Origin of the sequence: Archangium violaceum Cb vi76 (assembly GCF_000733295.1) — a bacterium.
Lineage (GTDB): Bacteria > Myxococcota > Myxococcia > Myxococcales > Myxococcaceae > Archangium > Archangium violaceum.
Map to the genome: position 1 here is coordinate 19736 of NZ_JPMI01000026.1, position 25435 is coordinate 45170.

At 68.6% G+C, this 25435-nt stretch carries 20 protein-coding genes and 1 other RNA gene; 14 read left to right on the forward strand and 7 right to left on the reverse strand.

From position 1 onward, the window contains the following. Positions 1-42 precede the first annotated feature (42 nt). Both Q664_RS04655 and Q664_RS04660 read left to right on the forward strand, forming a co-directional pair. Positions 43-1296, forward strand: coding sequence for a YcaO-like family protein (locus Q664_RS04655; protein WP_043390235.1), 1254 nt, complete (start codon positions 43-45; stop codon positions 1294-1296). Further along, positions 1293-2651: a TfuA-like protein gene (locus Q664_RS04660; protein ID WP_043390237.1), complete on the forward strand. Its 1359-nt coding sequence runs from the start codon at positions 1293-1295 to the stop codon at positions 2649-2651. Before Q664_RS04655 ends, Q664_RS04660 begins: the two co-directional genes overlap by 4 nt. Before the next feature lie 6 nt (positions 2652-2657). Here Q664_RS04660 and Q664_RS04665 read toward each other — a convergent pair whose 3' ends face one another. Then, positions 2658-4436, reverse strand: coding sequence for an ATP-binding protein (locus Q664_RS04665; protein WP_052517671.1), 1779 nt, complete (start codon positions 4434-4436; stop codon positions 2658-2660). Between the two features lie 627 nt (positions 4437-5063). Here Q664_RS04665 and Q664_RS04670 point away from each other — a divergent pair. Beyond that, entirely contained in the window at positions 5064-5441 is a 378-nt protein-coding gene (locus Q664_RS04670; RefSeq protein WP_043390238.1) for a helix-turn-helix domain-containing protein, read from the forward strand. Here the strand turns inward: Q664_RS04670 and Q664_RS04675 are convergent. Both Q664_RS04675 and Q664_RS04680 read right to left on the reverse strand, forming a co-directional pair. Further along, positions 5438-5830 carry a helix-turn-helix transcriptional regulator gene (locus Q664_RS04675; protein WP_043390240.1) on the reverse strand — a complete coding sequence of 131 codons (393 nt, stop codon included), beginning with the start codon at positions 5828-5830 and terminating at the stop codon, positions 5438-5440. The genes Q664_RS04670 and Q664_RS04675 overlap by 4 nt on opposite strands. A 2-nt stretch (positions 5831-5832) precedes the next feature. Next, the gene (locus Q664_RS04680) at positions 5833-6999 is read right to left on the reverse strand and encodes a serine/threonine-protein kinase (protein WP_052517672.1); all 1167 of its coding nucleotides are present in this window, start codon (positions 6997-6999) and stop codon (positions 5833-5835) included. A 333-nt stretch (positions 7000-7332) separates the two neighbouring features. On the opposite strand from Q664_RS04680, the gene Q664_RS04685 reads away from it, so the two are divergent. Then, positions 7333-7824 carry a hypothetical protein gene (locus Q664_RS04685; RefSeq protein WP_152621915.1) on the forward strand — a complete coding sequence of 164 codons (492 nt, stop codon included), beginning with the start codon at positions 7333-7335 and terminating at the stop codon, positions 7822-7824. Positions 7825-8332: 508 nt separating this feature from the next. Here the strand turns inward: Q664_RS04685 and Q664_RS04695 are convergent. The 3 genes from Q664_RS04695 to ssrA all read right to left on the reverse strand — a co-directional run bounded on the left by Q664_RS04695 (position 8333) and on the right by ssrA (position 11925). Beyond that, positions 8333-9262: a DUF2381 family protein gene (locus Q664_RS04695; RefSeq protein WP_052517673.1), complete on the reverse strand. Its 930-nt coding sequence runs from the start codon at positions 9260-9262 to the stop codon at positions 8333-8335. 119 nt (positions 9263-9381) lie between these two features. Then, a complete protein-coding gene (locus Q664_RS04700) occupies positions 9382-11328 on the reverse strand; it encodes a serine/threonine protein kinase (RefSeq protein ID WP_043390248.1) in 1947 nt (648 codons plus the stop codon). Between the two features lie 232 nt (positions 11329-11560). Then, positions 11561-11925: a transfer-messenger RNA gene (ssrA, locus tag Q664_RS54045) on the reverse strand. A 201-nt stretch (positions 11926-12126) separates the two neighbouring features. On the opposite strand from ssrA, the gene Q664_RS04705 reads away from it, so the two are divergent. The 3 genes from Q664_RS04705 to Q664_RS04715 all read left to right on the forward strand — a co-directional run bounded on the left by Q664_RS04705 (position 12127) and on the right by Q664_RS04715 (position 16972). Then, the gene (locus Q664_RS04705) at positions 12127-13485 is read left to right on the forward strand and encodes a M16 family metallopeptidase (protein WP_043390250.1); all 1359 of its coding nucleotides are present in this window, start codon (positions 12127-12129) and stop codon (positions 13483-13485) included. Continuing rightward, entirely contained in the window at positions 13485-15101 is a 1617-nt protein-coding gene (locus Q664_RS04710; protein ID WP_043390252.1) for a M16 family metallopeptidase, read from the forward strand. The genes Q664_RS04705 and Q664_RS04710 overlap by 1 nt, the downstream gene beginning before the upstream one ends. Before the next feature lie 119 nt (positions 15102-15220). Continuing rightward, a complete protein-coding gene (locus tag Q664_RS04715) occupies positions 15221-16972 on the forward strand; it encodes an OmpA family protein (protein WP_043390254.1) in 1752 nt (583 codons plus the stop codon). Positions 16973-16993: 21 nt separating this feature from the next. On the opposite strand, the gene zwf is transcribed toward Q664_RS04715, so the two are convergent. Further along, a complete protein-coding gene (gene zwf / locus Q664_RS04720; protein WP_235216556.1) occupies positions 16994-18541 on the reverse strand; it encodes a glucose-6-phosphate dehydrogenase in 1548 nt (515 codons plus the stop codon). Positions 18542-18705: 164 nt separating this feature from the next. On the opposite strand from zwf, the gene Q664_RS04725 reads away from it, so the two are divergent. The 7 genes from Q664_RS04725 to Q664_RS04755 all read left to right on the forward strand — a co-directional run bounded on the left by Q664_RS04725 (position 18706) and on the right by Q664_RS04755 (position 25414). Next, a complete protein-coding gene (locus Q664_RS04725; RefSeq protein ID WP_052517674.1) occupies positions 18706-20409 on the forward strand; it encodes a GMC family oxidoreductase in 1704 nt (567 codons plus the stop codon). A 112-nt stretch (positions 20410-20521) separates the two neighbouring features. After that, positions 20522-21700 (forward strand): sedoheptulose 7-phosphate cyclase, encoded by a 1179-nt coding sequence (locus Q664_RS04730; protein ID WP_052517675.1) that lies wholly within the window; start codon positions 20522-20524, stop codon positions 21698-21700. After that, positions 21693-22448 carry a cupin domain-containing protein gene (locus tag Q664_RS04735; RefSeq protein ID WP_043390258.1) on the forward strand — a complete coding sequence of 252 codons (756 nt, stop codon included), beginning with the start codon at positions 21693-21695 and terminating at the stop codon, positions 22446-22448. Before Q664_RS04730 ends, Q664_RS04735 begins: the two co-directional genes overlap by 8 nt. After that, entirely contained in the window at positions 22445-22828 is a 384-nt protein-coding gene (locus Q664_RS04740) for a cupin domain-containing protein (protein WP_043390260.1), read from the forward strand. The genes Q664_RS04735 and Q664_RS04740 overlap by 4 nt, the downstream gene beginning before the upstream one ends. After that, entirely contained in the window at positions 22825-23886 is a 1062-nt protein-coding gene (locus tag Q664_RS04745) for a zinc-dependent alcohol dehydrogenase (RefSeq protein WP_200883659.1), read from the forward strand. The genes Q664_RS04740 and Q664_RS04745 overlap by 4 nt, the downstream gene beginning before the upstream one ends. Beyond that, entirely contained in the window at positions 23883-24635 is a 753-nt protein-coding gene (locus Q664_RS51560; protein WP_052517676.1) for a cupin domain-containing protein, read from the forward strand. Before Q664_RS04745 ends, Q664_RS51560 begins: the two co-directional genes overlap by 4 nt. Then, positions 24632-25414 (forward strand): SDR family oxidoreductase, encoded by a 783-nt coding sequence (locus Q664_RS04755; protein WP_043390265.1) that lies wholly within the window; start codon positions 24632-24634, stop codon positions 25412-25414. The genes Q664_RS51560 and Q664_RS04755 overlap by 4 nt, the downstream gene beginning before the upstream one ends. The last annotated feature ends 21 nt before the right edge of the window (positions 25415-25435 follow it).

Consider the following 25435-nt stretch of genomic DNA (forward strand, 5'->3'; position numbering starts at 1 on the left):
CCAGGAGCGCCGTGCGCGCGGTCGTCCACGCGCTCCCACCCCATGACGGACCCCTCACCTCCGCGCCCCCCCGCGCCCGTCCAGAAGCATTTCCTCGCCGGCACGCACCGCTCCGTTGCCCCCGAGCAGACCGTGGAGCGGGTGCGGCCCCTGCTGCCCGTCATGGGTATCACCCGCGTCGCCAACGTCACCGGGCTGGATGCGATTGGCATTCCCGTCGTGATGGTCTGCCGACCCAACGCGCGCTCGCTGTCGGTCTCCCAGGGCAAGGGGCTCAGCCTGGAGGCGGCCCGCGCCTCCGGGCTGATGGAGGCCATCGAGCTCTACCACGCGGAGACCATCACCCTTCCGCTCAAGCTCGCGACGCGCACCGAACTGCGATTCACCCATCCCCTCGTCGACGTGGACGCGCTGCCGCGGCTCCCGGTGAGCCCCTTCCACGATGACCTCCGCATCCTCTGGGTGGAGGGGTGGGAGTTGATGGGCGGCAAGCCCCTCTGGGTGCCGTACGAGATGGTCCATACCAACTACGTGCTCCCCCTGCCGCCGGGGAGTGGCACGTTCGTCAACAGCTCCAACGGGCTCGCCTCCGGCAACCACCTGCTCGAGGCCATCACCCATGGCATCTGCGAGGTCGTCGAGCGCGACGCGACCACGCTCTGGTATCTCGGTGGCGAGCAGACGCGGCGCCGCACCCGGGTGGACCTCTCCACCGTCGACGATGCCGCGTGCCTGTCGGTCCTGGAGAAGTACGAGCGCGCGGGCATCGCCGTCGCGGTCTGGGAGACGACTACGGACGTGGGCCTCCCCTCGTTCCTCTGCACGATCGCCGACCGCACGCCGGACCCCCTCCGGTTGCTCTACTCCTCGGCCGGCATGGGATGTCATCCCTCGCGCGGGGTGGCGCTGCTCCGGGCACTCACCGAGGCCGCGCAGAGCCGCCTGACCATGATCGCCGGCTCCCGTGATGACGGCGGGCGTGGCAAGTACGAGCGCACGAGAGATCCCGAGACAGTGCGCGCCGTGCTGGCCGAGATGGCCGAGCACGGGCCCTCGCGCGACTTCCGCAGCATCCCCACCCGAGAGCACGCCACCGTGGACGAGGACCTCCGCTGGCAGCTCCAGCGGTTGTACGCCGCGGGCATCCGGCAGGTGGCCGTCGTCGAGCTGACCCAACGGGCCTTCAGCATCCCGGTTGCGCGGGTCATCATCCCCGGGCTCGAGACCATGCACGACGTGCCCGGTTATGTCCCCGGCGCGCGGGCCCGCCAGGTGCTGGAAGGGCGTGGCGCATGAGCATCTACATCTTCACCGGTCCGAGCCTCTCTCCCGAGGAGGGACGGGCCGAGTTCGACGCCGTCTTCCTCCCGCCGGCCGCCCAGGGCGACGTATACCGCGCCAGCCTGGACCAGCCGCGAGCGATTGGCATCATCGACGGCTACTTCGAGCGCATCCCTTCCGTGTGGCACAAGGAAATCCTCTGGGCGATTTCCCAGGGGATTCACGTCTTCGGCAGCGCCAGCATGGGCGCGCTGCGTGCCGCGGAGCTCGCGGCCTTCGGGATGGAGGGGGTGGGCACCATCTACGAGGCGTTCGCGAGCGGCGCGCTCCAGGATGACGACGAGGTCGCGGTCCTGCACGGAGCCGCAGAGGATGGCTATCGCACCGTCTCCGAGGCGATGGTCAACATCCGCGCGACGCTCGAGGCCGCCGTCAAAGCCGGGGTGCTCGGACCCGAGACGCACACCAGGCTCGAGCGGCTCGCCAAGGAACTGTTCTACCCGGAGCGCTCCTGGCCGGTGGTGCTCGCTCGTGGCGCCGAGCAGAAGCTGCCCGCCGGTGAGCTCGAGGCGCTACGGTCCTGGCTGCCACGGGGACGGGTGAACCAGAAGCGAGTGGATGCGCTCGCGATGCTCCGGGTGATGCGCGAGCGCCTCTCGGGGAGCCGCGAGCCGAAACGCGTCCGGTACTCGTTCGAGTACACCGACGCCTGGGACCAGGTGCGGCGCCGCACCGGCCAATTGCGCACCTCCGCCGGGACGAACGAGGCCGTCCCCACCGAAGCGCTCGTCGAGGAGCTGCGGGTCGGAGGAACCCATGAGCGGGCCCGACAGGGCGCGCTCCTGCGCGTGCTGGCCTTGGAAGAGGCGCGGCGCCAGGGGCTCGCCGTGAGCTCCGAGACGCTGCAGGGCACGGTCGATGCCTTCCGGCGCGAGCGCGAACTCTTCGACCCCGCCGACACCGAACGGTGGATGGCGACGCAAGGCCTCGGGCTCGAGGACTTCACGCGGCTGATGCGAGACGAGGCACAGGTGCGACGCATGGCCCTGCTCTTCGAGCCGGAGGTGACGAGGAGCCTGCCCGACCACCTGCGCACGACGGGCGAGTACGCCCGCCTTATTCCAAGGGCATGGGAGAAGCAGCGCCTGCTGGCGGCCAATGGGCTCGAGGCCCCGAGTCTCGCGGACGCGGGGCTCACGGCGGAGGCTCTCTGGCAGTGGTATTTCGGTGAGCGCCTCGGCCGGCCCATGCCGGATGAGGTGGACGCCTTCGCGCGGAGTTCCGGCTTCGCGGATGCCGAGGAGCTGCGCCGCGCGGTCCTGCGCGAGTGGTGCTTCCTGCGCCTGACCGCCCCAGACCCGCGGACCTGACGTCGCTCAGCTCGCCTTCGTGCTAGGCGACGGCTTCCTGGGGAGGCTGATAATGAACTCAGTGAACTCGCCGGGAATCGAATTCATCTGGAGCTTGCCCTGGTGGCCCTGGACGATGATGTCGTGGCTAAGCGACAGGCCGAGCCCAGTGCCCTCCCCGGGTGGTTTGGTGGTGAAGAAGGGGTTGTAGATCTTCTCGGCGATCTCCGGAGGGATGCCGTGCCCGTTGTCGCGAATTTGGATCTCGACGTGGTTCTCGCGGGCGATGGTGTGGATACGGAGCTGGGGCGTATAGGAGGGCCCCAGCTCGCGGCGCTTCTTGCTCATCGCATCGCACGCATTCTCGATGATGTTGAGGAAGGCACGGCAGAGCCCAATGCGGAGCACCTCGACAGAGCCGATCGAGCCGTCATACGTGGTGTCGAGCTGGAGGGAATTCTCGAAGCCCTGCAAGCGAGAGCCTGCGAGCTTGATGCTCTCGGCGACGACCGTATTCAGGTCGACCTTCTCGCGAGCCCCGGCGGCACTGCTCCCGTGGCGCAGCATGTCATTGAGGATGTTCGTCGCTCGCCGCCCCTGCCCGACAATCCTCTGCAGGTTGTCGCGCAGCATCTCCAGGGAGTCCTCGGCATTCTTGACCAAGGCGGCAGCCGTGCCATCCCCCCGCGACTGTAAGCCCGCGGCGAGGTCATCGGTCAGCTCCGTCGAGAGCATGGCAAAGTTGTTGATGAAGTGAAGCGGGTTCTTGAGCTCGTGCGCAATGCCCGCGACAAGCGCGCTAAGCGAGGCGAGCTTCGCGTCCATGATGAGCTGCATCCGCGAGACCGTCTCCTCCTCGATGCGCCGGTAGAGCATCGAGTTCTCGATGGCCATGGCGGCCTGGTTGGCGAAAACAGCGAGGAACTCGAGGTCATCGCTCCCGAACAGGCCCGTCGCCGAGAGGCTGTCGACGTAGAACACCCCGAGCGCCTCCTTCCTCGGCCGGAGGGGGATGCACACGGAAGCGTGGATAGACTGGAGGGCTACCGACTCAGAAGCACCGAGCCGAGGATCGCTCACGGCGTCCGTGAAGACTGCGGAGACCCCATGCGCGTGAACGTAGTCGACGATCTGCTGGCTGTACGTGGCGGGAATGGCGGCGTTGGCGGACTTGACTACTTTCGGTTCGAGCACACCGGTGCTCGAATTGACGAGGAGGATGGCGGCACGATCGACCCCGAGGATGCGAAAGGCCAAGTCGAGAATCTCACCGAGGAGAACCTGGAGGTCGCGTGGCGACGAGAGGAGGTGGCTGGCGTCGAGGAGAGCTCGGAGCCGCTCCTGCGCTCGCTGAGCCTTCTCGCTCTCGCCCGCCGCCAACGCCTGCTGCAAGACGGCCTGAACGGTAATCTTGCTCAGGTCCCGCACCAATGTCGGCTTGAGCATCGCGGCATCCAGCGACTCGCCAGCGTTGTCGTGCGGCGAAAGACCCGCGGGTGCGTGAATTGCCGCGCTGGAGAGGTCATTGGGGAGAAAGGCCAGCGGGACCTCACCCAGTTGGATGTCATCGCCGGGCTGGATGTCGCAGCGCTCAATCCGAACGCCGTTGACGAAGGAGCCGTTCTTGCTCGCGAGGTCGACGAGCGTGACCCGGCCTTCGCTGCACTCAAGCCGGGCGTGCTGTCGGGACAAGCTCTTATGCGGAATGTAGACGTCGCACTCGTGCGTCCGCCCGATCAACACGGAACCTTCGGTCAGCTCGAAGGCCAGCTGGCCAGGAAGGCCTGGGTTGAACAGGAACTTCAACAGGCGTGTTGTTCCTTGGTTCATGAGGTAGACCGGCGATGAGCGCCGACTCTGGGCGGCGCGACACGACCCTGAGGTTACCCCATCACCGCCCTACCCGGTCTGGAGGTGGAGGATCTCCATGCGCACGGCCGGGAAGTCCCCCTCCGGCAGGTGCCAGACGGACTCCCACTGAGTGGGGAACAGTCGGCCATCCAGCTCCCACTACTCGCGGCTGTGTCCCGTCCACAACGTCAGCACGCCCTTGCCGTTCACGTCGCGATACCGCTGCACGTGCATGGCGACCGACAGGCTCCCCAAGCGGGAACGGAGAAGACGAGCGTGGCACCTGATGCAGCGACGAGGCAAGAGTCGAAGAAGGAGCGGACGCCGCGAGTGGGCTGGGCTGGATTGCTGCGCAGGACAAAAGCGCTGGACGTGTTCGCCTGCGTGAGGAGTGGAGGCAGGCACCGGGGCTGGCGTACCTGACGGCTTCTGGTGGGGTACGCTCGATATCGGGACACGTGCAATTGCCCTCGCCGCCCACGAGCCTGGCCCCGGCACGGGAGCGACCCAGGTTTCTCTGCGAATCACTGCTCCACCAGGCTGGATATCGCGCTCCCCTACTCTTTCCGATAGACGGACACCATGGACGAGAAGCTGCGACACGCGCTGGGGGACGCGGCCCGGGCTGCTCGCCTGCGGCTGGGCCTCACGCAGGCGGAGGTGGCCAAGAAGGTGCGCCTGAAGCCCGGCGTCTACGGCCGGGTCGAGCGGGGCGCGATGGTGCCCAGCGTGCCCTCGCTTCGGCGCATCTGCGAGACCCTGGCCATCTCCTCGGATGCGCTCCTGTCCCTGGGTACTCAGGCCCACGAGGCAACGGTGCCGACCCCTCCACCCGAGGCCGGTGAGCACCCGGAACTCAGCCGCATCATCCACATCTTGCAGGGCTGGCCGCCGGAGAGGTTGGCGCTCTTGCGCAAGCTGCTGGAGACGGCCGATACCCACCTCTCCGACGAGAGCTAACGGGCCTCGGGCGGCACGAGGCTGCGAGCCATGTAACCGACAGCGGCGAGTTGCTTGTCGTCCAACTGGCGCAGGGTGCGCAGCAGGCGGCGCATCTGCGGCGATTCCTCCGGGGTGGGCTCGGACTCCTTCAACCAGGCCGCCGCCTCGCCCGTTTGCAGTCCCAGGGCGGCACTGGCATCCACCCGCAGCACCATGCAGAGCTTGCGCAGGGTGAGGACGCTGGGCGTCAGGTTGCCCCGCTCCATCCGCCCGTACACCTCGGTGACCACTCCCACGCGCTCGGCCACGTCCGCCTGGGTCAGCTCGGCCTCGAGCCGGGCCTCTTTCAGCATTTCTCCCAGGTGGACGGTCAGCTTCTTCTTCGTCAGGTGCGCGCTGTTCTTCATGGTCACTTACTCCGCTCCATCTCTTCCTCCTCGGCCGTGGCTTCCTCCTCGGGAGTGAGCAGGACGCCCTTCTCGATGGGGAAGGCGCCTGTCTCCTGCGGCGCTGGCTTGTCGCGGTCGAGGGCTCGCAGCTCCGCCGCTGCCCTGGAGCGTCCGAACCGCTTGCCCTGGCCGCTCAGCCATGCGCACAGCTCGTCCCTCATCTCACCGCCACTCTGGTAGCGCTCGTCCGGGTTGCCGCGCAGGGCCTTGTGGAGAATCCGCTTGAGCGGCTCGGGCACCTTCCGGGCCACGCGCTCCACGTCCTCCGGGCCGAAGCTCAGGATGCGGTCAGCCAGCTCCCCCACGCTCGTCCAGGTGGGACGCTCGGCGCGCACGCGGGCGTTGTACCGGACTGCTTCCGGAGTCTCGCGGAACGGCAGCCTCTCGTCCGGGGAGTCCAGCGGGTACTGACCCGACAACATCTCCAGCAGCACCATGCCCAGCGAGTAGAGGTCGGCCCGCCCATCCGGCTCCTGGTGGCGCACCACCTCGGGCGCGGCATGGTCCAGTTCCGCGCGCAGCACCTTGGAGGGCGTGTCCAGCCGTCCCACCATCCGCGAGTACGCCACGCCGAAGTCGGTGAGCTTCACCCGGCCGCTGGACTCCAGCCGGATGCTCATGGGGCTCACCGCCCGGTGGACAACATGCAGCGGGCGTCCCTCCTCGTCCTGGCTGTTCCAGGCGGAGTGGAGCGCGTCGGCCACCTCGGCGGCGATGTAGACGGCATGGGCCGGTGCGAGCCTCCTGCCCAGCAGCAGCGCCGTCTCCATGGCCGTCGCCAGGAAGAGGCCCGGGGAGTGCTCCATCACCACGTAGGGCGTGCCCTCGTGCTCCGCCAGCTCGTACACCTGGGCGATACCCGGGTGGTGCAGCCGCGTGGCGAGCCGCACTTCCTCCACGGCCCGCTGGCGGCGCTCGTCCTCGGGCGGCATCTGCACCCGCTTGAGGATGACGCGGCACGCAGCGCCCTCTCCCTTCACGGGGGTGCGCTGGGCGATGGCCATGGGGTCCGGCGAGTCCAGCAGCGCGGAGACGAAGGTGTAGCGGTATGTGGGTCCCTCGAAAAGAAGACCGTCGGGACCCGTGGGGTGGATGGGGAAGCTGTCGTTGGTCGATGGATCGTTCACGAGGGCACTCCCTGAACCTTTCAGGTTCTCATGTGTGAATATTGGTTCCTTTCAGGTAACACGATTGATCCCCTGAAGAAAGTCCCGGGCAACCGCGCAAGTCGGTAGCTTGCCTCAACCTATTGGAGTGGGTAGCTAGCGCGTGAGGAGTGTGCCCCGGCGCACTCCAGAGGAGTTTCAAGTCCTACGCCTCACCTGAAACCCTGCTGATTGGCCAGTAGACGGGTGGACGTGTTGATCACCCCACGCGACGAGGAATTATCGCATTGCCTGGATTGATGGTTTTAGTGGCTTAGTCCAGAGATCGCATGGCAACCCACCGTGGGAGGGCTCATGCGCTTCTTGGGACCTGGTAGGGCGGGCAACTTGCCCACTCCGTTCGTGGCGGTCGTCTTCGCCGTGGTGTTGGCCTCGGGGTGTGCCTCTACAGAGGCTTACAGGTACGGCTCAGGTGCATTCGCGTTGAACGGCGCGGAGTGCAACCAGACGGACAGCACCGTCACCTGTTGCCTCAAGCAGCACCCCGGCCAGTACGAGCTGTGCGGTGCGACGCCCCCAGCGCGGTCGGAACCCATCAACGTGGGCCCGCCCGGGCTCCGATCCCTGGAAGACGGAGAGAAGGAAGAGGCTCGGGATGACAACGAGGAGACTCAAGAGGACAGGGAGAAGAGGTGTGCCGATTACTACGCCCGCTGCATCGAGGAGATCGGAAAGAAGCCGGGTAGCTTGTATGGCACCACCCAGTGTCGGGACTGCTTCGGCTACTGCGCGCGACACGGCTTCTGGCCCGAGCGCATGAACAAGAAGAAGTGTCCAGGAGCCTGAACCATGAAACCCTCCCGCGAGTTCTTCTGGCGGCGAGTCGCCATGGAGTTCGACAAGCTCAGCGTGGCCCTGCTCCAGAATGTGTCGGCCTCCTTCGCGGAGGGGAACCGGGAGTATCTGGCTCTCCAGAAGAGGCTGCTGCGCGAGGCGGGGACGGAGTGGGAGCGGCGGCACATCAGACGGTTGGTTGCGCATCACATCTTGAGCTTCGCGCACTTCCGGGCGCGCACCTGGGTGGAGTATCAGGGGGCGCTGCTCCGCGTGCGGCGGCTCGGGTATCCGAGTTTGGAATACCGGATGCACGCTGCCTGCGAAACCTTGGAGTGGGCGGCCGACCGTGACCCCACCAAGGCCCCGTTGGGCTGGGCGATGGTGGAGGATGCTGAACGTCGGCTCCGACGCATGCGCCGGGGGAACCAGGTACGGAAGCAGGCCCTGGCCGCCATCGCCAGCGTCAAGCAGCGTGTCACCCGGAAGGGGCTCACGCCCCCTACGTCTCCCGGCACGTCTAGGGGAATGTCACGCCGTCGAGGGTCATGCCCTCAGCTCCGCCTTGTTCGCCCCATAGCTTGAGCGTGTAGGTGCCTCGGGCCTCGCTCTCCGCCGCGTTCATCTCCACGGTGATGCTCTGGAACCTCCCCGGCGGGATGGGCTCCAGGGGCCACACCGTCAGCCCCGTCAGCGCCTCGCGCTTGGAGCCCACCAGGGCCGCCGCCGTAGGCGTCCAGGGCACCGTTCCCGTGTTGCGCAACTCCACCTTCACGGCTACTCGTCCTCGCCCCTTGGGTCCAACGGCCCGGTAGCTGATGACCTTCCGCGCGACGAGCGAGTTTCCCGGACGCTGGGTGACGTTGAGGGTAATCACCTTGGCGACGATGTCCTTCTCGTCGAGCCATCCATTCTCGATGAGACCCGTGAGCCCCACCTGTCTGCTGCACTCGGCCTGGAGACGCGCCTTCTCCTCCCGGCACTGCTGGACCTCGGCTCGCGCCTGCTGCTCACCCTGGCGGAGGGAGGCCACGGTGCGCTCGTGGCGCGACACCTCCACCTGGCGCTCCGCCTGGGATGGGTGGACCACCAGCACGAACGTGGCGCTCGACGGGGTCGCACCGTCCTCGAAGTAGACCGTCACCCGCACGCGCTCTCCGTCGTGCAGCGCCTCCGAGGCCACGAGCATCAGGGTGTCGTCCACCACCTTCACCCGGCGGAACCGCTCCCGCCCTTCCACCACCACGCGCGCCAGCGTTGCGTCGAAGAGCAGGTTGAGGGTCAGTTCCGGCCGGATGCACACCTCCGGCGGATTGCTCGGGGCGTCCGCGTACAGCTCGATGTAGCGCGTACCCGCCTCGCAGGTGGGGAGCGGCACCTGCTCGGCCGCGTCGGTGGGTGAGGCGAGCAGGGCCAGTCCGAGCAGGGCGGTGGAGGACAAGGCGAACACGGAGCGGGCACCTCTACGAAGAAAGCGAAGAGACCGGAGACGTGGGCTCTAACACACCTTCCTCCCCGGTCGTGCGCGAGCTGCCCCCAGCATCCAGCCCGCCAGGCACTCGGATGGCGCTACTGGAAGCGGTTCACCGTCCTCACCTCCACGAAGGGGTTGACCCTGATGGCCTCGCCATCGGGCCTGATCTCCAGGCCACGCTCGATACCGGCTTCCCTCAGTTCCATGCAGACGGTGAACGTGTCCCCGGTAGGCGTCACGGCCTGGGTGATGAGGCCGTAGACGCGCTTCTCCCCGATGCAGAGCTGCCCGGAGAGACGGGTGCCTCTTGGCAATGCCGTTCGCCCATCCACGTCCCAGTCGGCCTCCAACTCAAGCGAGAAGGGGCCTTCCTTCACGGGGACGGGCTTGCGCTTCTCCCACCCGGGGAAGCTGGATCTTCCGCCCATGTCACCGATGGGGATGCCGAGCTGGCGGGTCATGGTCTCGACAGCACCGGCCGGGCACGCCTGTGGCGCGGGCGCCTTGCGGACCTGGGCACCGGGACAGGCCATGTTGGCGGCGGCGGCCACGGCGAGCAGCACGTTGGCCCCGGTGGAGCCGTTGCCCTTCTTCTCCCTCTCCGCCTGTGAGCCGGGGGCCTTCTTCTTCATGCGAGTCGTTCCCGAGCTGAGCGTCACGGTGGTGACGGGCGCAGGGGTGTCCGCCTTCGAGGGCGCTGCGCCTGCGTCAGCTTCGGGCGGCTTCCACGGGGGCGCTACTTCATGGACGTGCGTGGCCCATGGCATCGGTCCGCCGAAGGAGAATTCCGCAGGTACGGGAGACGTCAACACCGGCTGGCCTGGAGCAGGGGACGGCGTTGGAACGGGAGGCGTCGGCCGGAGCTGGCCGAGGACGTTCACCACACCCAGCACGAGGCCCACCACGGTCACGGCCACGAGGAGCGGAACGGCGCGTCTCACCCGGGTACGAAGGGTGGGGACGGTTGATGCGGTGGGCGGCTCGGGTAGGGCGGGAGGCTCGATGGGAGGGGCGGGAGCAACGGGAGGCGGGGGTGGCCTGCCCCGCTTGGGCTTCTGCCGGATCCACCTGCGCAGCCACGCCTGCGGATCCTTGCCCACCAGTTCCGGCGCGTCATCGGTGGTGCGTCCGTCCGCCGTCCAGCCGTAGCACAGCGCCATCTCCCAGCGGTGGGGGTCCACCTTCGCCTCTTCCAGCAACTTCTCCAGCGCCTTGCACAGGGCCTCGGCGTCCGGCACGCGGGCAGTCGCATTGGCCAGCAGGCGCAGGCACAGGTTGCTCAGCGCCGGAGGCACACGAGAGTTGCGCACGTGCGGGGGCTTGGGCTTGCCCGCGCGAATCTCCGCCATCAGCTCGTCATCCGGGCCGTTGAAGGGGTACACGTCCGTGACGAGCACGTAGAGGATGACGCCCAGCGCGTACAGCTCGTCCTTCACCGTGTAGTCGTAGCGCTCCCCCCGTTTTCGGTTCTCGCGCAGGAAGAAGGCCACGGCCTCGGGGCTGCGGTAGCGGAGGTTGGCCGGAGCCAGGGCTCCGGTAACGCGAGGAGCGCCCGGCATGGTGCCCGCGCCGAAGTCCACCAGCACCAACGCTCCGTCAGCCTCGCGCACCAGCATGTTGTCGCCCTTCAAGTCGCGGTGCTTCACCTCCTTGGCGTGGACCTCCTTCAACGCCCGGGCGAGCGGCAGCAGCTTCTCCACCAGCTCGCGGGCGCACGGGTTGTTGTCCCGCGCCCACCGGTAGAGCGTCACTCCCGGCACGTACTCCATGACGAGCACCAGGTACTCGGGCTTCTCCTCCGGCCACTTGAAGTGGCTCAGCAGCCGCACCACGTTGGGGAACTCGTGGCGGAGCATGATGAACAGCTCGCGCCAGCCCCACTCCCCGACGCTCTCCAGGTGGATGAACTTGAGGGCGCACGGGCTGCCATCGCGCCACGCGAGGAACACCTTGCCGAAGCCGCCAGCTCCCAGCTTCTTCTCGATGCGGTAGCCGCCCACCACCATGTCTGGCCGCACCACGTCCTCCAGCGTGGGCTTCATGGTGCCTCTCCAGCGACACCTGAGTGTAACGGTAGGAGTTCGGTCACGTGCTCAACCTCGGGAGTGGGGAGGCTAGCAAAACCTGGGGCCGCCCGTGCTCGGAGACGTGACGTGGAGCCGCGGTGCCCTCCGTCCGTGCCCCCATTGATGGGGCGGCTCGTCAATCCCTCGCGGCCTCGGTGGAAAAAGAAAGCCCCGGCTCGCCTGATGGCGGCCGGGGCCTTGCTACTTCCAGTGGAGGCGGCGGGAATCGAACCCGCGTCCGAAAGCCTTCCGTCCTTTGACCCTACGTGCGTAGTCCGCGATTTGCTACGTCCCCCAGACTCCCACGGACGGGATTCTGTGAGCCGGTCCTGGATGATCTCACCGCCGAGAGTCCAGGCACCCTCGACGGCCAGCCCGCATTATGACGGTCCTGCCCCACCCCACGGGCCGAGAGCGGGAGGACCGCGCACCAGGAACTGCTAGTTAGGCAGCCAGCGCGAGCTCAACGTTGTCGTTGGCTTTTGTGTCTTTGTCGGTTGGTTTTACGAGCGAACCAACAAGCTCGGCACGCGTCTCGAACTTCCATGCCCCCGTCGAAACCAGGTCGCCCCCTTCGGGCACTTCAACTTCGCTCACTTCCTCGTTGCTCCATCCACCATAACCGCTGACGGCGCCCGGTCAATCCTTCTGACGCCCCGTCCTGTCGTCCTCCAACGCCGGCCTCCTCCGCCCGCCCGCTCGCGGGAATAGCAGGTAGGCTGCGCCGTTTCCTGGCCCCCACCTCGTGGGTGCTTCAGCGACCTGAGGACACGCATGCAACGCCGCTTCATCCCCCTCCTGCTCCTCCTGCTGGGAGTCGCCCTTCCCGCCGCGGCAGCCGAGCTGGCCGCCTCTCCCTTCTTCCCCTACCCCATGAAGGTCGACCGCCTGCCCAACGGGCTCACGGTCGTCCGCGTGCCCTTCAACTCGCCGGGTCTCATCGCCTACCAGACCGTGGTGCGCGTGGGCTCGCGCAACGAGGTGGAAGCGGGCAAGACGGGCTTCGCCCACTTCTTCGAGCACATGATGTTCAAGGGCACGAAGAACTTCCCCGAGGGCGAGCGCGAGAAGGTCATCAGCACCTACGGCTTCGACGACAACGCCTTCACCTCCGACGACCTCACCGTCTACCACTCGTACGGCCCCACCGCCGGCCTGGAGAAGCTGGTGGAGATCGAGGCCGACCGCTTCCGCAACCTCGAGTACTCCGAGCCCTCCTTCCAGACCGAGGCGCTCGCCGTGCTCGGCGAGTACCACAAGAGCGCCGCCCAGCCCTACCTGAAGATCGAGGAGGAGCTCGGCCGCACCATCTTCACGAAGCACACCTACGGGCACACCACGATCGGCCACTACGCCGACATCAAGGCCATGCCCCAGGCCTACCAGTACAGCCGTACCTTCTTCGAGCGTTGGTACACTCCGGACAACGTCATCCTCGTCGTCGTCGGTGACTTCAACGACGACACGCTCATGCAGGCCGTGCGCAAGCACTACGGCCCGTGGGACCGCAAGAGCCCCACCATCACCGTGCCCGCCGAGCCGCCCCAGACGAAGGAGCGCTCCGTCCACATCGACTGGCCCCAGAGCACCCAGCCACGCCACATCTTCGCCTGGCGCACCCCCGCCTCCCGGCTCGACACCGCCAACGCCGCCATCCAGACGGTCCTCGCCGACTACCTCGTCGGCCCCACCAGCCCGCTCTACAAGGAGCTCGTGCTGGACAAGCAGCTCGCCCAGGAGCTCTACGGCGACTTCTCCATCCACCGGGATCCCCACCTCTTCGGCCTCGTCGCCGTCCTCCAGGAGGAAGGCAACCGTGCCGCCGTCCGCGATGCCTTCAACGCCGCGGTGAGGGAGCTCGCCACCGGCAAGGTGGACGCCAGCCGCGTCGAGGCCATCAAGAGCAACACCCGCTACGGGCTCCTCATGGGCATGGAGACCGCCAAGTCCGTGGCCACCCAGCTGTCCTATTTCGCCGGCATCTTCGGCACGCCGGACGCGCTCGCCGTCCACTACCAGAAGGTCTCCGAGGTGAAGCCGGGCGACCTCATCACCTTCGCCAAGAAGTACCTCACCGCCGCCAACCGCACCCAGCTCACCCTCACTCCCAAGAAGGCCGGAGGCCAGAACTGATGCGTCCCCTCGTGTCCCGCTCCCTCGCCCTCTGCGCCGCGCTGTGCCTCGGCGGCTGCGCCACCACGTCCCAGACCGCTCCCGCTCCCGAGGCGCCTCCACCCCAGGCCGAGCAGGCGCAGGCTCCCGCCGAGCCCCAGGCCCCCGCGGCCCCCACGTCCGTGCCCGCCGCGCCCCTCGAGCGCCCCGAGCCCCTGCGGCTCGTCGTCCAGGCCAACCCGGCCAGCCCCATCGTCAGCTTCCGGCTCGTCTTCCATACGGGCTCGGTGGATGACCCGAAGGGCAAGGAGGGTCTCACCTCGCTCACCGCCGACCTCCTGGCCGAGGGCGGCACGCAGAGCCTCACCTCGGCCCAGTTGCTCGAGGCCCTCTTCCCGATGGCCGCCGAGCTGAGCTCCTCCACCGACAAGGAGTTCACCGTCTTCGCCGGCCGCGTCCACAAGGACCACCTGCCGCGCTTCCTGGACATCTTCACCGACGTGCTGCTCGAGCCGCGCTTCTCGCCCCAGGAGTTCGAGCGGCTGCGCGCGCGGGCCCTCAGTGACGTCCGCAACGGGCTGCGCAGCGAGAACGACGAGCTGCTCGGCAAGGTGGCGCTCGACGCGCTCCTCTACCAGGGCCACCCCTACGCGCACTTCGTGGGCGGCACCGAGAAGGGGCTCGAGTCCATCACCCTGGAGGACGTGAAGGCCCACGCCGCGCGCGTCTTCACCCAGGACCGGCTCGTCATTGGCCTGGCGGGCCCCGTGGACGAGGCGCTCCAGAAGACCGTCGTCTCGCGCCTGTCCGAGCTCCCCGCCTCCGGCGCCCCGCGCGTGGAGCTGCCGCCCGTGCCCACCACCGGAGGCCGCGCCCTCGTGGTGCAGAAGCCCACGCTCTCCACCGCCGTGTCCATGGGCTACGTCACGCCCCTGCGCCGGGGAGACCCTGACTTCTTCCCCGTGTCCCTCGCCCTCTCGTACCTCGGCGAGCACCGCCAGTCCTCCGGCGTCCTCTTCAACGAGCTGCGCGAGAAGCGCGGCCTCAACTACGGCGACTACGCCTACGCCGAGCACTTCATCGAGCAGCCCGGCACCACCTACAACCGCACCAACATCGCGCGCACCCAGCAGCACATCTCCGTGTGGATCCGCCCCGTGGTGCCCGCCAACGGCGTGTTCGCCACCCGCGGCGCCCTCTACTTCCTGGATCGGCTGGTGAAACAGGGCATACCCCAGGAGAAGTTCGAGCTCAGCCGAGGCTTCCTCCTCGGCTACACGCGCCTGTGGGAACAGACGGATCAGCGCCGGCTGGGCTACGCCATCGACTCGCTCTTCTACGGCACGCCCGGCTTCCTGGAGGAGTACCGCGCCGCGCTCGCGAAGATGACCCCCGAGTCCGTGAACGCCGCCGTCCGCCGGCAGTTGCGCCCCGAGGCCCTCAACTTCGCCTTCGTCACCCAGGACGCCCAGGAGTTCGCGAAGAACCTCGAGGAGCAGCCGCCCTCGCCCATCACCTACGCCTCCGCCAAGGCGCCCGCGCTCCTGGAGGACGACAAGGCCATCATCACCTGGCCCCTGCCCATCCGGGCCGACGCCATCCAGGTGGTGCCCGCGCAGTCCTTCATGGAGAAGTAGCACCAGGCTGTAGCAAGCAGGCACTCTCGCGGGGGTTTTCTTCCGCCCCCCGGGAGTGGGTGGTATGAGCCGAGCCACTGAAGGGCCCGAATTTCCGGGCCTCTCCCTGGGAGCGGTCCTTGCGAAGCGCAGCAACCCGACTCGCAGTGGTGTGCCTGCTGTTGGCTGGTATCGCGGCGCGGGCGGACCATGATCCTTTCGCGCGCGGCTTCGATGCCGTGCCGCTGAAGGCCACCCCTGCCCAGAGGAGCGGCATCGCCCTCGAGGGCGCCAAAGCCGAGCCCGCTGGCAGTTTCCGGGGTGCCCTGCTCCTCGACTACAACCGCGGCATCCTCGCGCTCAAGCTGGGCGACGAGAAGCTGGGGGATCTCCTCCCCTACCGGCTGGATGTCCACGCGCTCTTCGCCTGGCAGTTGCACCGTCGGCTGGAGCTCGCCGCGGACGTGCCCTTCACCCTCACGCAGGGTGATGGTTTCCAGCTGCTGCGCGACAGCCTCAACGCCCCGGACTTCCCCGGCGCCGCTGGCGTCAGCCGGTTCGGCTTCGGCGACGTGAGGCTGCAACCCCGCGTCTTCCTCCTGCTGCCCGAGGAGTTCCCCGTGGGCGTCGCCCTCACCGCCGAGGTGCGCCTGCCCACCGGGGATGGCAACAGCTTCCTTGGGGAACAGAGCGTGCTGATCGCCCCCCGGATCGCCGTGGAACGCGCCTTCGGTCCGGTGCGCGTGCTGGGCAACCTCGGCATGCGTCTGCGTCCCCAGCATGGGCAGTACCTCAACCTCTACGTGGGCAACGAGGTGACGTTCGGCGGCGGCGCCGTGGTGGACCTGCCCAACGTGGGCCGCTTCACCGACGTGCAGGCCATCGCCGAGATGCACCTGGCCACGCCCGCCACGGCGCCCTTCAACTTCAGCCAGGCGGACTCCCTCAAGACGCCCTGGGGAGTGCTCGGCGGCGTGCGCGCCCACTTCTACGGAGGCTGGGGCGTGGAGCTGAACGTGGGCCGCGGCGTGACGGTCGGCAGCGGCTACGGCCGCGAGGAGCTGCGCGTCATGTTCGCCCTGCGCTACGACGAGGTCTTCATCGACTCGGATGGCGACGGCGTGCCCGACTCGCGCGATCGGTGCCCCACGGAGGCCGAGGACCTGGACGGCTTCGGGGACAACGACGGCTGCCCGGATCCGGACAACGACGGCGACGGCGTCACGGATGGCGAGGACCAGTGCCCCAACTCCGCTGGCTCCAAGGCCGACGGGGGCTGCGGCGACTCGGATGGCGACGGCATTCCCGATGGCCAGGACCTCTGCCCCTACATGGTCGGCCCCAAGGGCTATGACGGCTGCCCGGACACCGACGGCGACGAGGTGCCCGACAACGTGGACAAGTGCCCCGACCAGTCCGGTCCTCCCGAGGCCGATGGCTGCCCCATCGACAACCCGCCGCTCGTGGTCATCGAGTCGGACCGCATCCGCATCAAGGGCAACATCCTCTTCGAGACAGGCTCCGCCACCATCCAGAAGCAGTCCCTCAAGCTGCTCGACGAGGTGGCCGTGGTGCTCGACCGCAACCCCGAGCTGGGGCCGGTGCTCATCGAGGGTCACACCGACAACGTCGGCTCCGACACCCTCAACCTGAACCTGTCCCAGCGGCGCTCCCAGTCCGTGCTGGACTACCTCGTCTCCAAGGGCATCGAGTCCCACCGCCTGCGCGCCAAGGGCTTCGGTGAGTCCAAGCCCATCGCGACCAACGCCACCGCGCTCGGCCGCGCCAAGAACCGCCGCGTCGACTTCCGCCTCATCAAGGCGGAGATCGAAACGCCCGCGCGCACCGTCCCCGCCGACAAGAAGGGCGAGGACGGCGCCGGGAAGCGCTGAGCGGACCGCTCGGCGCCGCGCTCACGCCCCGTTCCAGGCGTGTCCATGGCGCGCGAGCAACCGGCTGGCATCCGCTGGGCCCCACGTCCCGGCGGCGTAGTTCGGCTCGGCGCCCGTATGGGACCAGGCGTCCAGCACGGGCGTGACCAGCTCCCAGGCCCGCTCGACCATGTCCTCCCGCGTGTAGAGCGTGGACACTCCGAGCATTCCGTCCAGCAGCAGCCGCTCGTAGGCCTCCGGGGGTGGCCCCTCGTGGGACGCGGCGTAGAAGCAGCTCATGTCCATGTCGCGCACGCGCACCGCCCGCCCCGGCGCCTTCATCGCCACGCGCAGCGTGACGCTCTCGTGCGGTTGGATCCGGATGATGAGCTGGTTGGCGGACATCCTCTCCCGCTGTCCCGCACCGAAGAGGTTCTCCCTCCCCTCCTTGAACTGCACCACCACCTCGGTGAGGCGCTCCTTCATCCGCTTGCCGGAGCGCACGTAGAAGGGCACCCCCGCCCAGCGCGGGTTGTCGAAGCGCATGGTCAGCATCGCGTAGGTCTCCACGCCCGACGTGGGCGAGACCCCCGGCTCCTGGCGGTAGCCAGACACGGGAGCGCCCGCGATGAGACCCGGCCCGTACTGCCCGCGCACGCACTCGGCGCGGATGCGCTCGGGGGTGAAGGGCCGTGCCGACTCCAGCACCCGGACCTTCTCGTCGCGCACGGCCTCGGGCTCCAGGCTCGCGGGCGGCTCCATCGCGATGAGCGAGAGCACCTGGAAGGCATGATTCTGGATCATGTCCCGCACCACCCCCGCCTGCTCGTAGTACCCGCCCCGTCCCTCGACCCCCAATGGCTCGGCACACGTCACCTGGACATGGTCGATGTGCCGGCGGTTCCACAGCGGCTCGAAGATGCCGTTGGCGAGCCGGAGCACCAGCAGGTTCTGCACCATCTCCTTCCCGAGGTAATGATCCATCCGGTAGATGCGCGACTCGTCGAAGTGCCGGCGCAGCCGGGTGTTGAGTTGCCGCGCGCTGGGGAGATCCGTCCCGAAGGGCTTCTCGACGACGATGCGTGACCAGCGCCTCGAGTCGGACCTCGTCAGCCCCGACTCGCCCAGCCGATCCACCACGTCACCGAAGAGCGCGGGCGACACCGCGAGGTAGAAGAGGCGATTGCCCCGAGTCCGGCGCTCCACCTCCACCCGCTCCAGCAGCCCGCCCAGCCGCGCGTAATCCCCCGCCGAGGAGATATCCAGCGGCACGTAGTAGAGCCCCCGGGCGAACGCGTTCCACGCGGCCGGGTCCACACCACCTGCCCCGAGCGCCTGCTCGACCGCGGTCCGCATGCGCGAACGGAAGCCCTCGTGTCCCATCGGGACGAGCGCGGTGCCCACCAGGGTGAACTCCGCGGGCAACAGCCCCTCCTGGAAGAGCCGGAAGAGCGCCGGGACGAGCTTGCGTCCCGACAAGTCACCCGAGGCACCAAAGAGGATCATCGTGCACGGCTCGGGAATCTCCCTGGATTGCTCGACGTCCGCCTCGCTCTCGTCCCATGCCCTCACCGCTGATTGCCTCATCATCCACTCGCTCCCGGTCTTGGCTTCCTCGTCCTTGCAAGACAGGTCGAGAGGACCCGTGCCGCCTGTGATTCCGGGCCCGGAACCGACCAGGAGGCTGAGCAGCCGGGCACGTCTCACAGAAAACGACCCCTGACTCTCCCCCCGCGAACACCGTGGGGGAGATCATGGAAAGAATCAGCAACAGCACCCTCGGACTGCTCGTCCACCAGGTGCGCAGCGGAGAACTGGACCGGGAGGGTTTCCTCCAGGCGGCGAAGGAGGCGGGCGTCCCAGCGGAGCGTGCCTGGCAACTGGCCGGGGAAGCCCTGGCCGCCTGGGAGAACCAGCGCCGGCTGCGAGCGAGCCCCCGAGAGGCCCACGACTTCATCGTCATTGGCGCGGGTTCGGCGGGTTGTGTGCTGGCCGCCCGGTTGTCCGAGGACCCGGCGAATCACGTGCTGGTCCTCGAGGCTGGCGGCCCTGGCACGAATCCGGACGTGTTCGACCCCTCGCGCTGGCGGTACCTGCTCGGCACGGAGCTGGACTGGAGCTACCAGACGGTGCCCCAGCGGCACGCCGCGGACCGGGTCATCCCCTGCCCGCGCGGCAAGATGCTGGGCGGCTGTGCCAGCAACAACGCCAGCGTCTGGGTACGCGGCCACCGCCAGGACTTCGATAGCTGGGTCGCCCAGGGCAACCCCGGCTGGGATGGCGAGACGGTTCGCCGCATCTTCAAGGAGCTGGAGGACTACTCGGGCGGCGAGGACGAGTACCGCGGCGTGGGCGGCCCGCTGCGCATCTCCCGGGCGGCCGACCCCCATCCCCTCGCCCACGCCTTCATCGAAGGCGCCCAACAGGCCGGCGTGCCCATGACCCGCGACTACAACGGCGCGCGGATGGAGGGGGCGGGCTTCTTCGACTTGTGCATCGCCGATGGCGAGCGCTTCAACGTGGCCCGTGGCCTGCTCTTCCCCGCGATGAGCCGTCCCAACCTGACGGTGCTCACCCACGCCGAGGTGACACGGCTGCTCTTCGAGGGCAACCGGTGCACCGGCGTGGAGTTCCGCCATGGAGGCCAGGTGCGCCGCGTGCGCGCCACGCGCGAGGTGGTGCTGTCCGCCGGGGCCATCAACTCTCCCAAGATGCTGATGCAGTCCGGCGTGGGGCCCGCGGACGAGCTCCAGGCGCTGGGCATCCCCGTGGTGCGGCATCTGCCTGGCGTGGGGCAGGACTTGCAGGACCACATCCTGGTGGCCGGCATCAACTACGAGAGCAGCGTCCCGCTCCCCAAGCCCCGCGGCAATGGCGCCGAGGCGACGCTGTGGTGGCGCTCCCATGCGGCGCTCTCGCGCCCCGACATCCAACCCGTCCTCCACGAGTTCCCCCTCGTCACCCCCGAGCTCGGCCCCGTGCCGGACAATGGCTACGCGCTCGTCCCCGGCCTGGTCCGTCCCGCCTCCCGGGGCCATCTGCGGCTCACCTCCGCCGATCCGCTCGCCCGGCCCATCATCGACATGAACTACCTGGGCCACGAGGCGGACGTCGAGGCCCTGCGCATCGCCGTGGAGCTGTGCCGGGAGATTGGCGCCTCGCGCGCCTTCGACGGGTTCCGCAAGCGCGAGCTCATGCCCGGACCGCACGGCCGCGCCGCGACGGTGGAGTGGATCCGCAAGGCCACCACCTGCTTCTTCCACCCCACCAGCACCTGCCGCATGGGCGTGGACGAGCGCGCGGTGGTGGACTCGCGGCTGCGCGTCCATGGCCTCGAGGGCCTGCGCGTGGCGGATGCGTCGATCATGCCGGAGATCACCTCGGGCCCCACCAACGCCCCCGCCATCCTCATTGGTGAGCAGGCCTCGCGCTTCATGCTCGCGGCCCGGCACGGATGACCGTCGTCACATCCGCACCCCCTTCACTCCCTCCAGACAAGTCGCGCGACACACGCCGGCTTCCCACCCCCCCCCCCCACATCGCCACAGGAGAGGAACCTTGACTCACGACATGTCACGTACCTGGATCGTCAATGCGGCCCTGCCCGTCCACTATCAGGTGCGGGTGGTCGATGGCGTGTTCGATCCCCGCAGCCAGGCCCTGCTGGAGGCGGGCGCCACCCAGCGCACCGGGACGCTCCGCAGGCTGGTGGTGATCGACGCCGAGGTGGACCGCCTCTATGGCGTCCAGCTCCGCCACTACTTCCAGCACCACGGCGTGAAGCACCAGATCATCTCGCTGCCCATCTCCGAGACGGAGAAGAACATGGAGTCCGTCTTCGCCGTGGTGAAGGGCATCAACGAGTTCGGCATCTCGCGCCGCCATGAGCCCATCATCGCCATTGGCGGAGGCGTCCTCATGGACATCGTCGGGCTCGCCGCGAGCCTCTACCGCCGCAGCACTCCGTATGTGCGGGTGCCCACCACGCTCATCGGACTGGTGGACGCCGGCGTGGGCGCCAAGACGGGCGTCAACCACTCCGCGCACAAGAACCGGCTCGGCACGTACTTCCCCGCCCGGGACACGCTGCTGGACCGCGGCTTCCTGAAGACGGTGGACACCCGGCACATCGTCAACGGCCTCGCGGAGATCCTGAAGATCGCCCTCATCAAGGACCGGGCCCTGTTCGAGCTGCTCGATCGCCACGGCACCACGCTCATCACGGAGCGCCTGCAGGGCAGGACCCCCGAGAGCAACCGCGCCGCCACCCAGGTCATCGAGCGGGCCATCACGGGAATGCTCGAGGAGCTGGAGATGAACCTGTGGGAGCACAAGCTCGAGCGCGTGGTCGACTACGGCCACTCCTTCAGCCCCACCATCGAGATGCTGGCCCTGCCCGAGCTGCTGCACGGTGAGGCGGTGAACATCGACATGGCGCTGACCACGCTGATCTCCGTCCAGCGCGGGATGATCACCCCCAATGAGCGGGACCGGATCTTCGCGCTCATGCGCAAGCTGGAGCTGCCCGTGTACCACCGGACCTGCGAGCCGGCGGTGCTGGTGGACGCCCTGGCCGACACCGTCCGCCACCGCGACGGGCTCCAGCGGCTGCCGCTGGCCATGGGCATCGGCTCGGCGTGCTTCGTCAATGACGTCACGCCGGAGGAGATGACCGCCGCGGCCACCGCCCTCCGGGAGATGGACGCCTCCTCCGGCTCCGCGCCCATATGGGAGGCCGCCCATGCGTGAGGGAGTGATCATCGGAGATCTCGAGGATCCCTCCGTGGTCCACGGCGTGCACGGCACCACGGGGCTCTCCCAGTGGAAGTGCCTGGCACGGCGGGCCGGGCTGTTCGGCGCGTGGGAGGCGGTGGAGTGGGCGTGGATTCCGCCGGGCGGCGTCAGCGGCGAGCACGTGCACACCCGCACCGAGGAACTCTACTTCATCCTCACGGGCCGCGGAGAGATGACGCTCGACGGCAAGCCGCACCCGGTGGGCCCGGGCAGCCTCATCCTGACGGGCCTGGGGACGAAGCATGGCCTGCGCAACGTCGGAGACGTGGGCCTGGGCTGGCTGGTGATCGAACTGCTGAGCCCCCACACCGCGGCGGTGTTGCGCGGCGCGGAGCCCCCGGGCCGTGCCCCCCGGCCCCCTACCCAACGAGGAGAAGAAGACGTGACGAACGCCGTGGTTCTCAACCTGCGTCAGACCTACGAAGTGAATCCTCGCGGCGTCTTCACCGGACCGCTGCGCAGCATCCGCCTGGTGAACCTGAAGCCCGGGCAGCGGGCGGAGCTGTCCGCCGCGGGCGAGGAGCACACCCTGTTCACCACCAGTGGCTCCGGGGAGATCTCCTCGGACGAGGGGGCCATCCCCCTGAAGTACGGCGTCTCCGTCACGCTGCCCCTGGGCACGGGGATGACCGTCACCGCCGGTGACGCGGGGCTGGAGTATTTCCTGGCGAGCCTCGAGGTGCCGGGAGGTGGAGCGCGATGATCATCTCCACCATCGACAGGACCTCCCGCACGCGCCAGGGCGGCGAGGAGATCCGCTGGCGCTCCCTGGCACGGCGCGGGATGTTGCATTCCGAGTGCGATTCCGTCGACTACGTGCGGCTGTCGCCGGGGACCGAGTTCGCGCTCCGAGGCCGCGAGGGCACCGAGAGTACCTGGTTCGTCCTCGCGGGCTCGGGGCTGCTGCGGGAGCAGGGCTCCGAGGCCGGGGAACGAACCCTCGACGCCGGCGAGCTGGTGCTCCTGCCCACCGGGGCGGACGCCCGCATCACCAGTGGGGCTGACGGCCTGGAGCTGCTCTGGCTCGTCGTGATGCCCCGCTCCATCTCCCAATCCCTGCCCATGAGGAGGCCCGTGGCATGAGTACGATGGCAACAGGAGCCTGGCCGGAAGGCTCGATGACAGCGGTGGCGATCACAGCGCCGGGACGGGTCGAGCTCACCCGGATTCCCATCCCGGGACCCCGGCCGGACGAGGTGTTGATCCGCCCCTCGTACGTCGGGCTGTGCGGAACCGATCTGGAGCTGCTGCACGGCACCGCCTCGTACCTGCGGGATGGCCGGGCGAGCCTTCCGCTGGTGTTCGGCCACGAGTGGTGTGGCCAGGTGGCCGCCGTGGGCAAGGAGGTGCGAGGGATTTCGGTGGGCAACCGGGTGGTGGGCCAGACGATGGTTCCCTGCGGCCTGTGCCGGATGTGCCACCGAGGACAGCGGGCGCACTGCGAGCGGCTGGTGGAGGTGGGCCTGTATGGCCTGCAGGGCGCCGCGGCCGAGTACATCCGCATGCCCATGCGTTCGCTCACCGCGTTGCCGGAGGCCCTCTCCGACGTGAACGCCGCGTTCATCGAGCCGACGGTCACCGTGGTGGGTGGCTTCGACAAGGCCGGCTGCGGCCTGAAGGACGAGGTCGCCGTGGTGGGGACCGGAACCATCGGCCTGCTCGCCGTGCAGCTCGCCTCGCGGATGGCCCGGCACGTGGATGCGATCGGCATCGACGAGGCGGGGCTGAAGCTGGCCGCCGCCTGCGGTGCCCGGCGCACGCTGCGGCCCGAGCAGGCCCGGAGCGGGGCCTACTCGCTGGTCATCGAGGCTTCCGGCTCCTCGCGGGCCTTCCTGCGCGGCGTGGAGCTCGCCGCGACGGGTGGCCGGGTGGCGGTGGTGGGCGTCGCGAACGAGCCGGTGTCTGGTTTCGTGCCGGGGGAGCTCGTCCTGCGTGGAGTCGATCTGCTCGGCATCCGGCATGGCCTGGACTACTACGACCGGACGATCCAGCTCTTCGTCGATGGCGTGCTGGACGCGAAGCCGCTGATCGCCGGAGTGCTCTCGCCGGGACAGGCCGCGCACGCCTTCGAGCTGCTCGAGCATGGCCGCTCGGGTCCCCCCAAGGTGCTGCTGCGCTTCAACGAAGGGAGGACGTCATGATCCGGCGAACCCTCGAGCGGACTGGCGGCGTGCAGTGGCTGGTCAACCGGGAGCTCATCCCCGAGGCGCTCGGAATGCTGATGATCCACGAGCTGTCCGGGGGAAGCGTGCTCCCGGAGCACAGCCTGCCGGGAGCCGAGTCGGTCACCTTCTTGTTGTCCGGCAAGGGGGACTGGCGCGCGAACGGGCACACCTGGCGGCTGACCCCTGGCGAGGGCGTGTTCAATGCGCCGGGGACCCGCCGCGCCTTCGAGACCGAGCACGGCCAGGACACGATGCTCCTGGTGGTGTACGGCGGAACCAACGACCCGCGGGACGCGAAGCCCCACGAGGCGCACAGCGCCGGCAGCGGGTGCCGCATCTCCCGGACGGCGGACCAGGGCAACCACAGTCCCCTGGGCGAGGCCGGTGGCTTCATCGACATGGGCGTGCACTGGCTGGCGACGAGCCAGACCGTCGGCACGCGCTCGGTGGTCGTGGCCACCTCGACGTTCACCCCGGGAGGCAGCCACCAGCTCCACCGGCACCCGAATGCCGATGAGTTCTTCCTGGTGCTGCAAGGCGGTGGCGAGCACCTCACGAAGGACGGCCCGGTGCGGTTGAACCCGGGCGACCTGGCCTACATCCCGGCCGGCGAATGGCACGGATTCCAGACCGATCCCGGCGTCACCACCCGGACGGTCTACGGCTACCTGGGCGCGGGAAGCCTCGCCCAGGCTGGATACGAATTGCTGGAGGAAGAGACATGAACGAGCGAATCGCCATCGTGACCGGTGCCAGCTCCGGCATCGGCAAGGCCACCGCCATCGCCCTGGCCCAGAAGGGCTTCGATGTCGGGATTGGTTTCAACTCGAACGCGGAGGGAGCCCGGCAGGTCGCCGCGGAGGTGGAGGCCCACGGCGTACGGGCCCTGGCCTTCCGCATGGACCTGACGGACCCGAGCGCCGCCGCGGAGGCGGTGGAACGGGCGGCCAGCGAGCTGGGCGGAGTGGATGTCTTCGTCAACAACGCCGGGGTCAACCGCCGCGCCTCGTTCCTCGAGGAGACGCCGGAGGACTGGCAGCGCATCCTCACCATCAACACCACCGGCCCCTTCCTGTGTGCCCAGGTGGCGGCGCGCCGCATGGTGGCTCGAGGGCGGGGCGGGCGCATCGTCAACGTGACGTCCGTGCACGAGCTGGTGCCCATCCGGGGAGGTTCCTCCTACTGCGCCTCCAAGGGCGGGCTGGGCCTGCTCACCAAGGTGATGGCCCTGGAGCTGGCGCCGCATGGCATCACCGTCAACGCGGTCAGCCCGGGAGAGACGGCCACGCCGATGAACGGAGTCCCCGAGAGCCGTGACGCGGCGGAGCTCTCCCGGCCCGCGATTCCCATGGGCCGGCCCGGGCGCTCCCGCGAGGTCGCGGCGCTCATCGCCCACCTGGCGGAACCTGACGCCGCCTACATCACGGGCGTCACCGTCACCGTGGATGGCGGGCTGCTGTTGATGAGCGCCATCGCCAACCAGGAGTACGCGGGCCGCCCGTAATCACATTCCAATCGAAATGGA

Coding starts and splice junctions, on each gene's coding strand:
- Q664_RS04700 (WP_043390248.1), bottom strand. CDS start 11,328: ATGAAGCCCACGCTGGAGGACGTGGTGCGGCCAGACATGGTGGTGGGC.
- Q664_RS04675 (WP_043390240.1), bottom strand. CDS start 5,830: ATGAAGAACAGCGCGCACCTGACGAAGAAGAAGCTGACCGTCCACCTG.
- Q664_RS04755 (WP_043390265.1), top strand. CDS start 24,632: ATGAACGAGCGAATCGCCATCGTGACCGGTGCCAGCTCCGGCATCGGC.
- Q664_RS04660 (WP_043390237.1), top strand. CDS start 1,293: ATGAGCATCTACATCTTCACCGGTCCGAGCCTCTCTCCCGAGGAGGGA.
- Q664_RS04670 (WP_043390238.1), top strand. CDS start 5,064: ATGGACGAGAAGCTGCGACACGCGCTGGGGGACGCGGCCCGGGCTGCT.
- Q664_RS04655 (WP_043390235.1), top strand. CDS start 43: ATGACGGACCCCTCACCTCCGCGCCCCCCCGCGCCCGTCCAGAAGCAT.
- zwf (WP_235216556.1), bottom strand. CDS start 18,541: ATGATGAGGCAATCAGCGGTGAGGGCATGGGACGAGAGCGAGGCGGAC.
- Q664_RS04725 (WP_052517674.1), top strand. CDS start 18,706: ATGGAAAGAATCAGCAACAGCACCCTCGGACTGCTCGTCCACCAGGTG.
- Q664_RS04710 (WP_043390252.1), top strand. CDS start 13,485: ATGCGTCCCCTCGTGTCCCGCTCCCTCGCCCTCTGCGCCGCGCTGTGC.
- Q664_RS04740 (WP_043390260.1), top strand. CDS start 22,445: ATGATCATCTCCACCATCGACAGGACCTCCCGCACGCGCCAGGGCGGC.
- Q664_RS04730 (WP_052517675.1), top strand. CDS start 20,522: ATGTCACGTACCTGGATCGTCAATGCGGCCCTGCCCGTCCACTATCAG.
- Q664_RS04745 (WP_200883659.1), top strand. CDS start 22,825: ATGAGTACGATGGCAACAGGAGCCTGGCCGGAAGGCTCGATGACAGCG.
- Q664_RS04735 (WP_043390258.1), top strand. CDS start 21,693: ATGCGTGAGGGAGTGATCATCGGAGATCTCGAGGATCCCTCCGTGGTC.
- Q664_RS04705 (WP_043390250.1), top strand. CDS start 12,127: ATGCAACGCCGCTTCATCCCCCTCCTGCTCCTCCTGCTGGGAGTCGCC.
- Q664_RS04685 (WP_152621915.1), top strand. CDS start 7,333: ATGCGCTTCTTGGGACCTGGTAGGGCGGGCAACTTGCCCACTCCGTTC.
- Q664_RS51560 (WP_052517676.1), top strand. CDS start 23,883: ATGATCCGGCGAACCCTCGAGCGGACTGGCGGCGTGCAGTGGCTGGTC.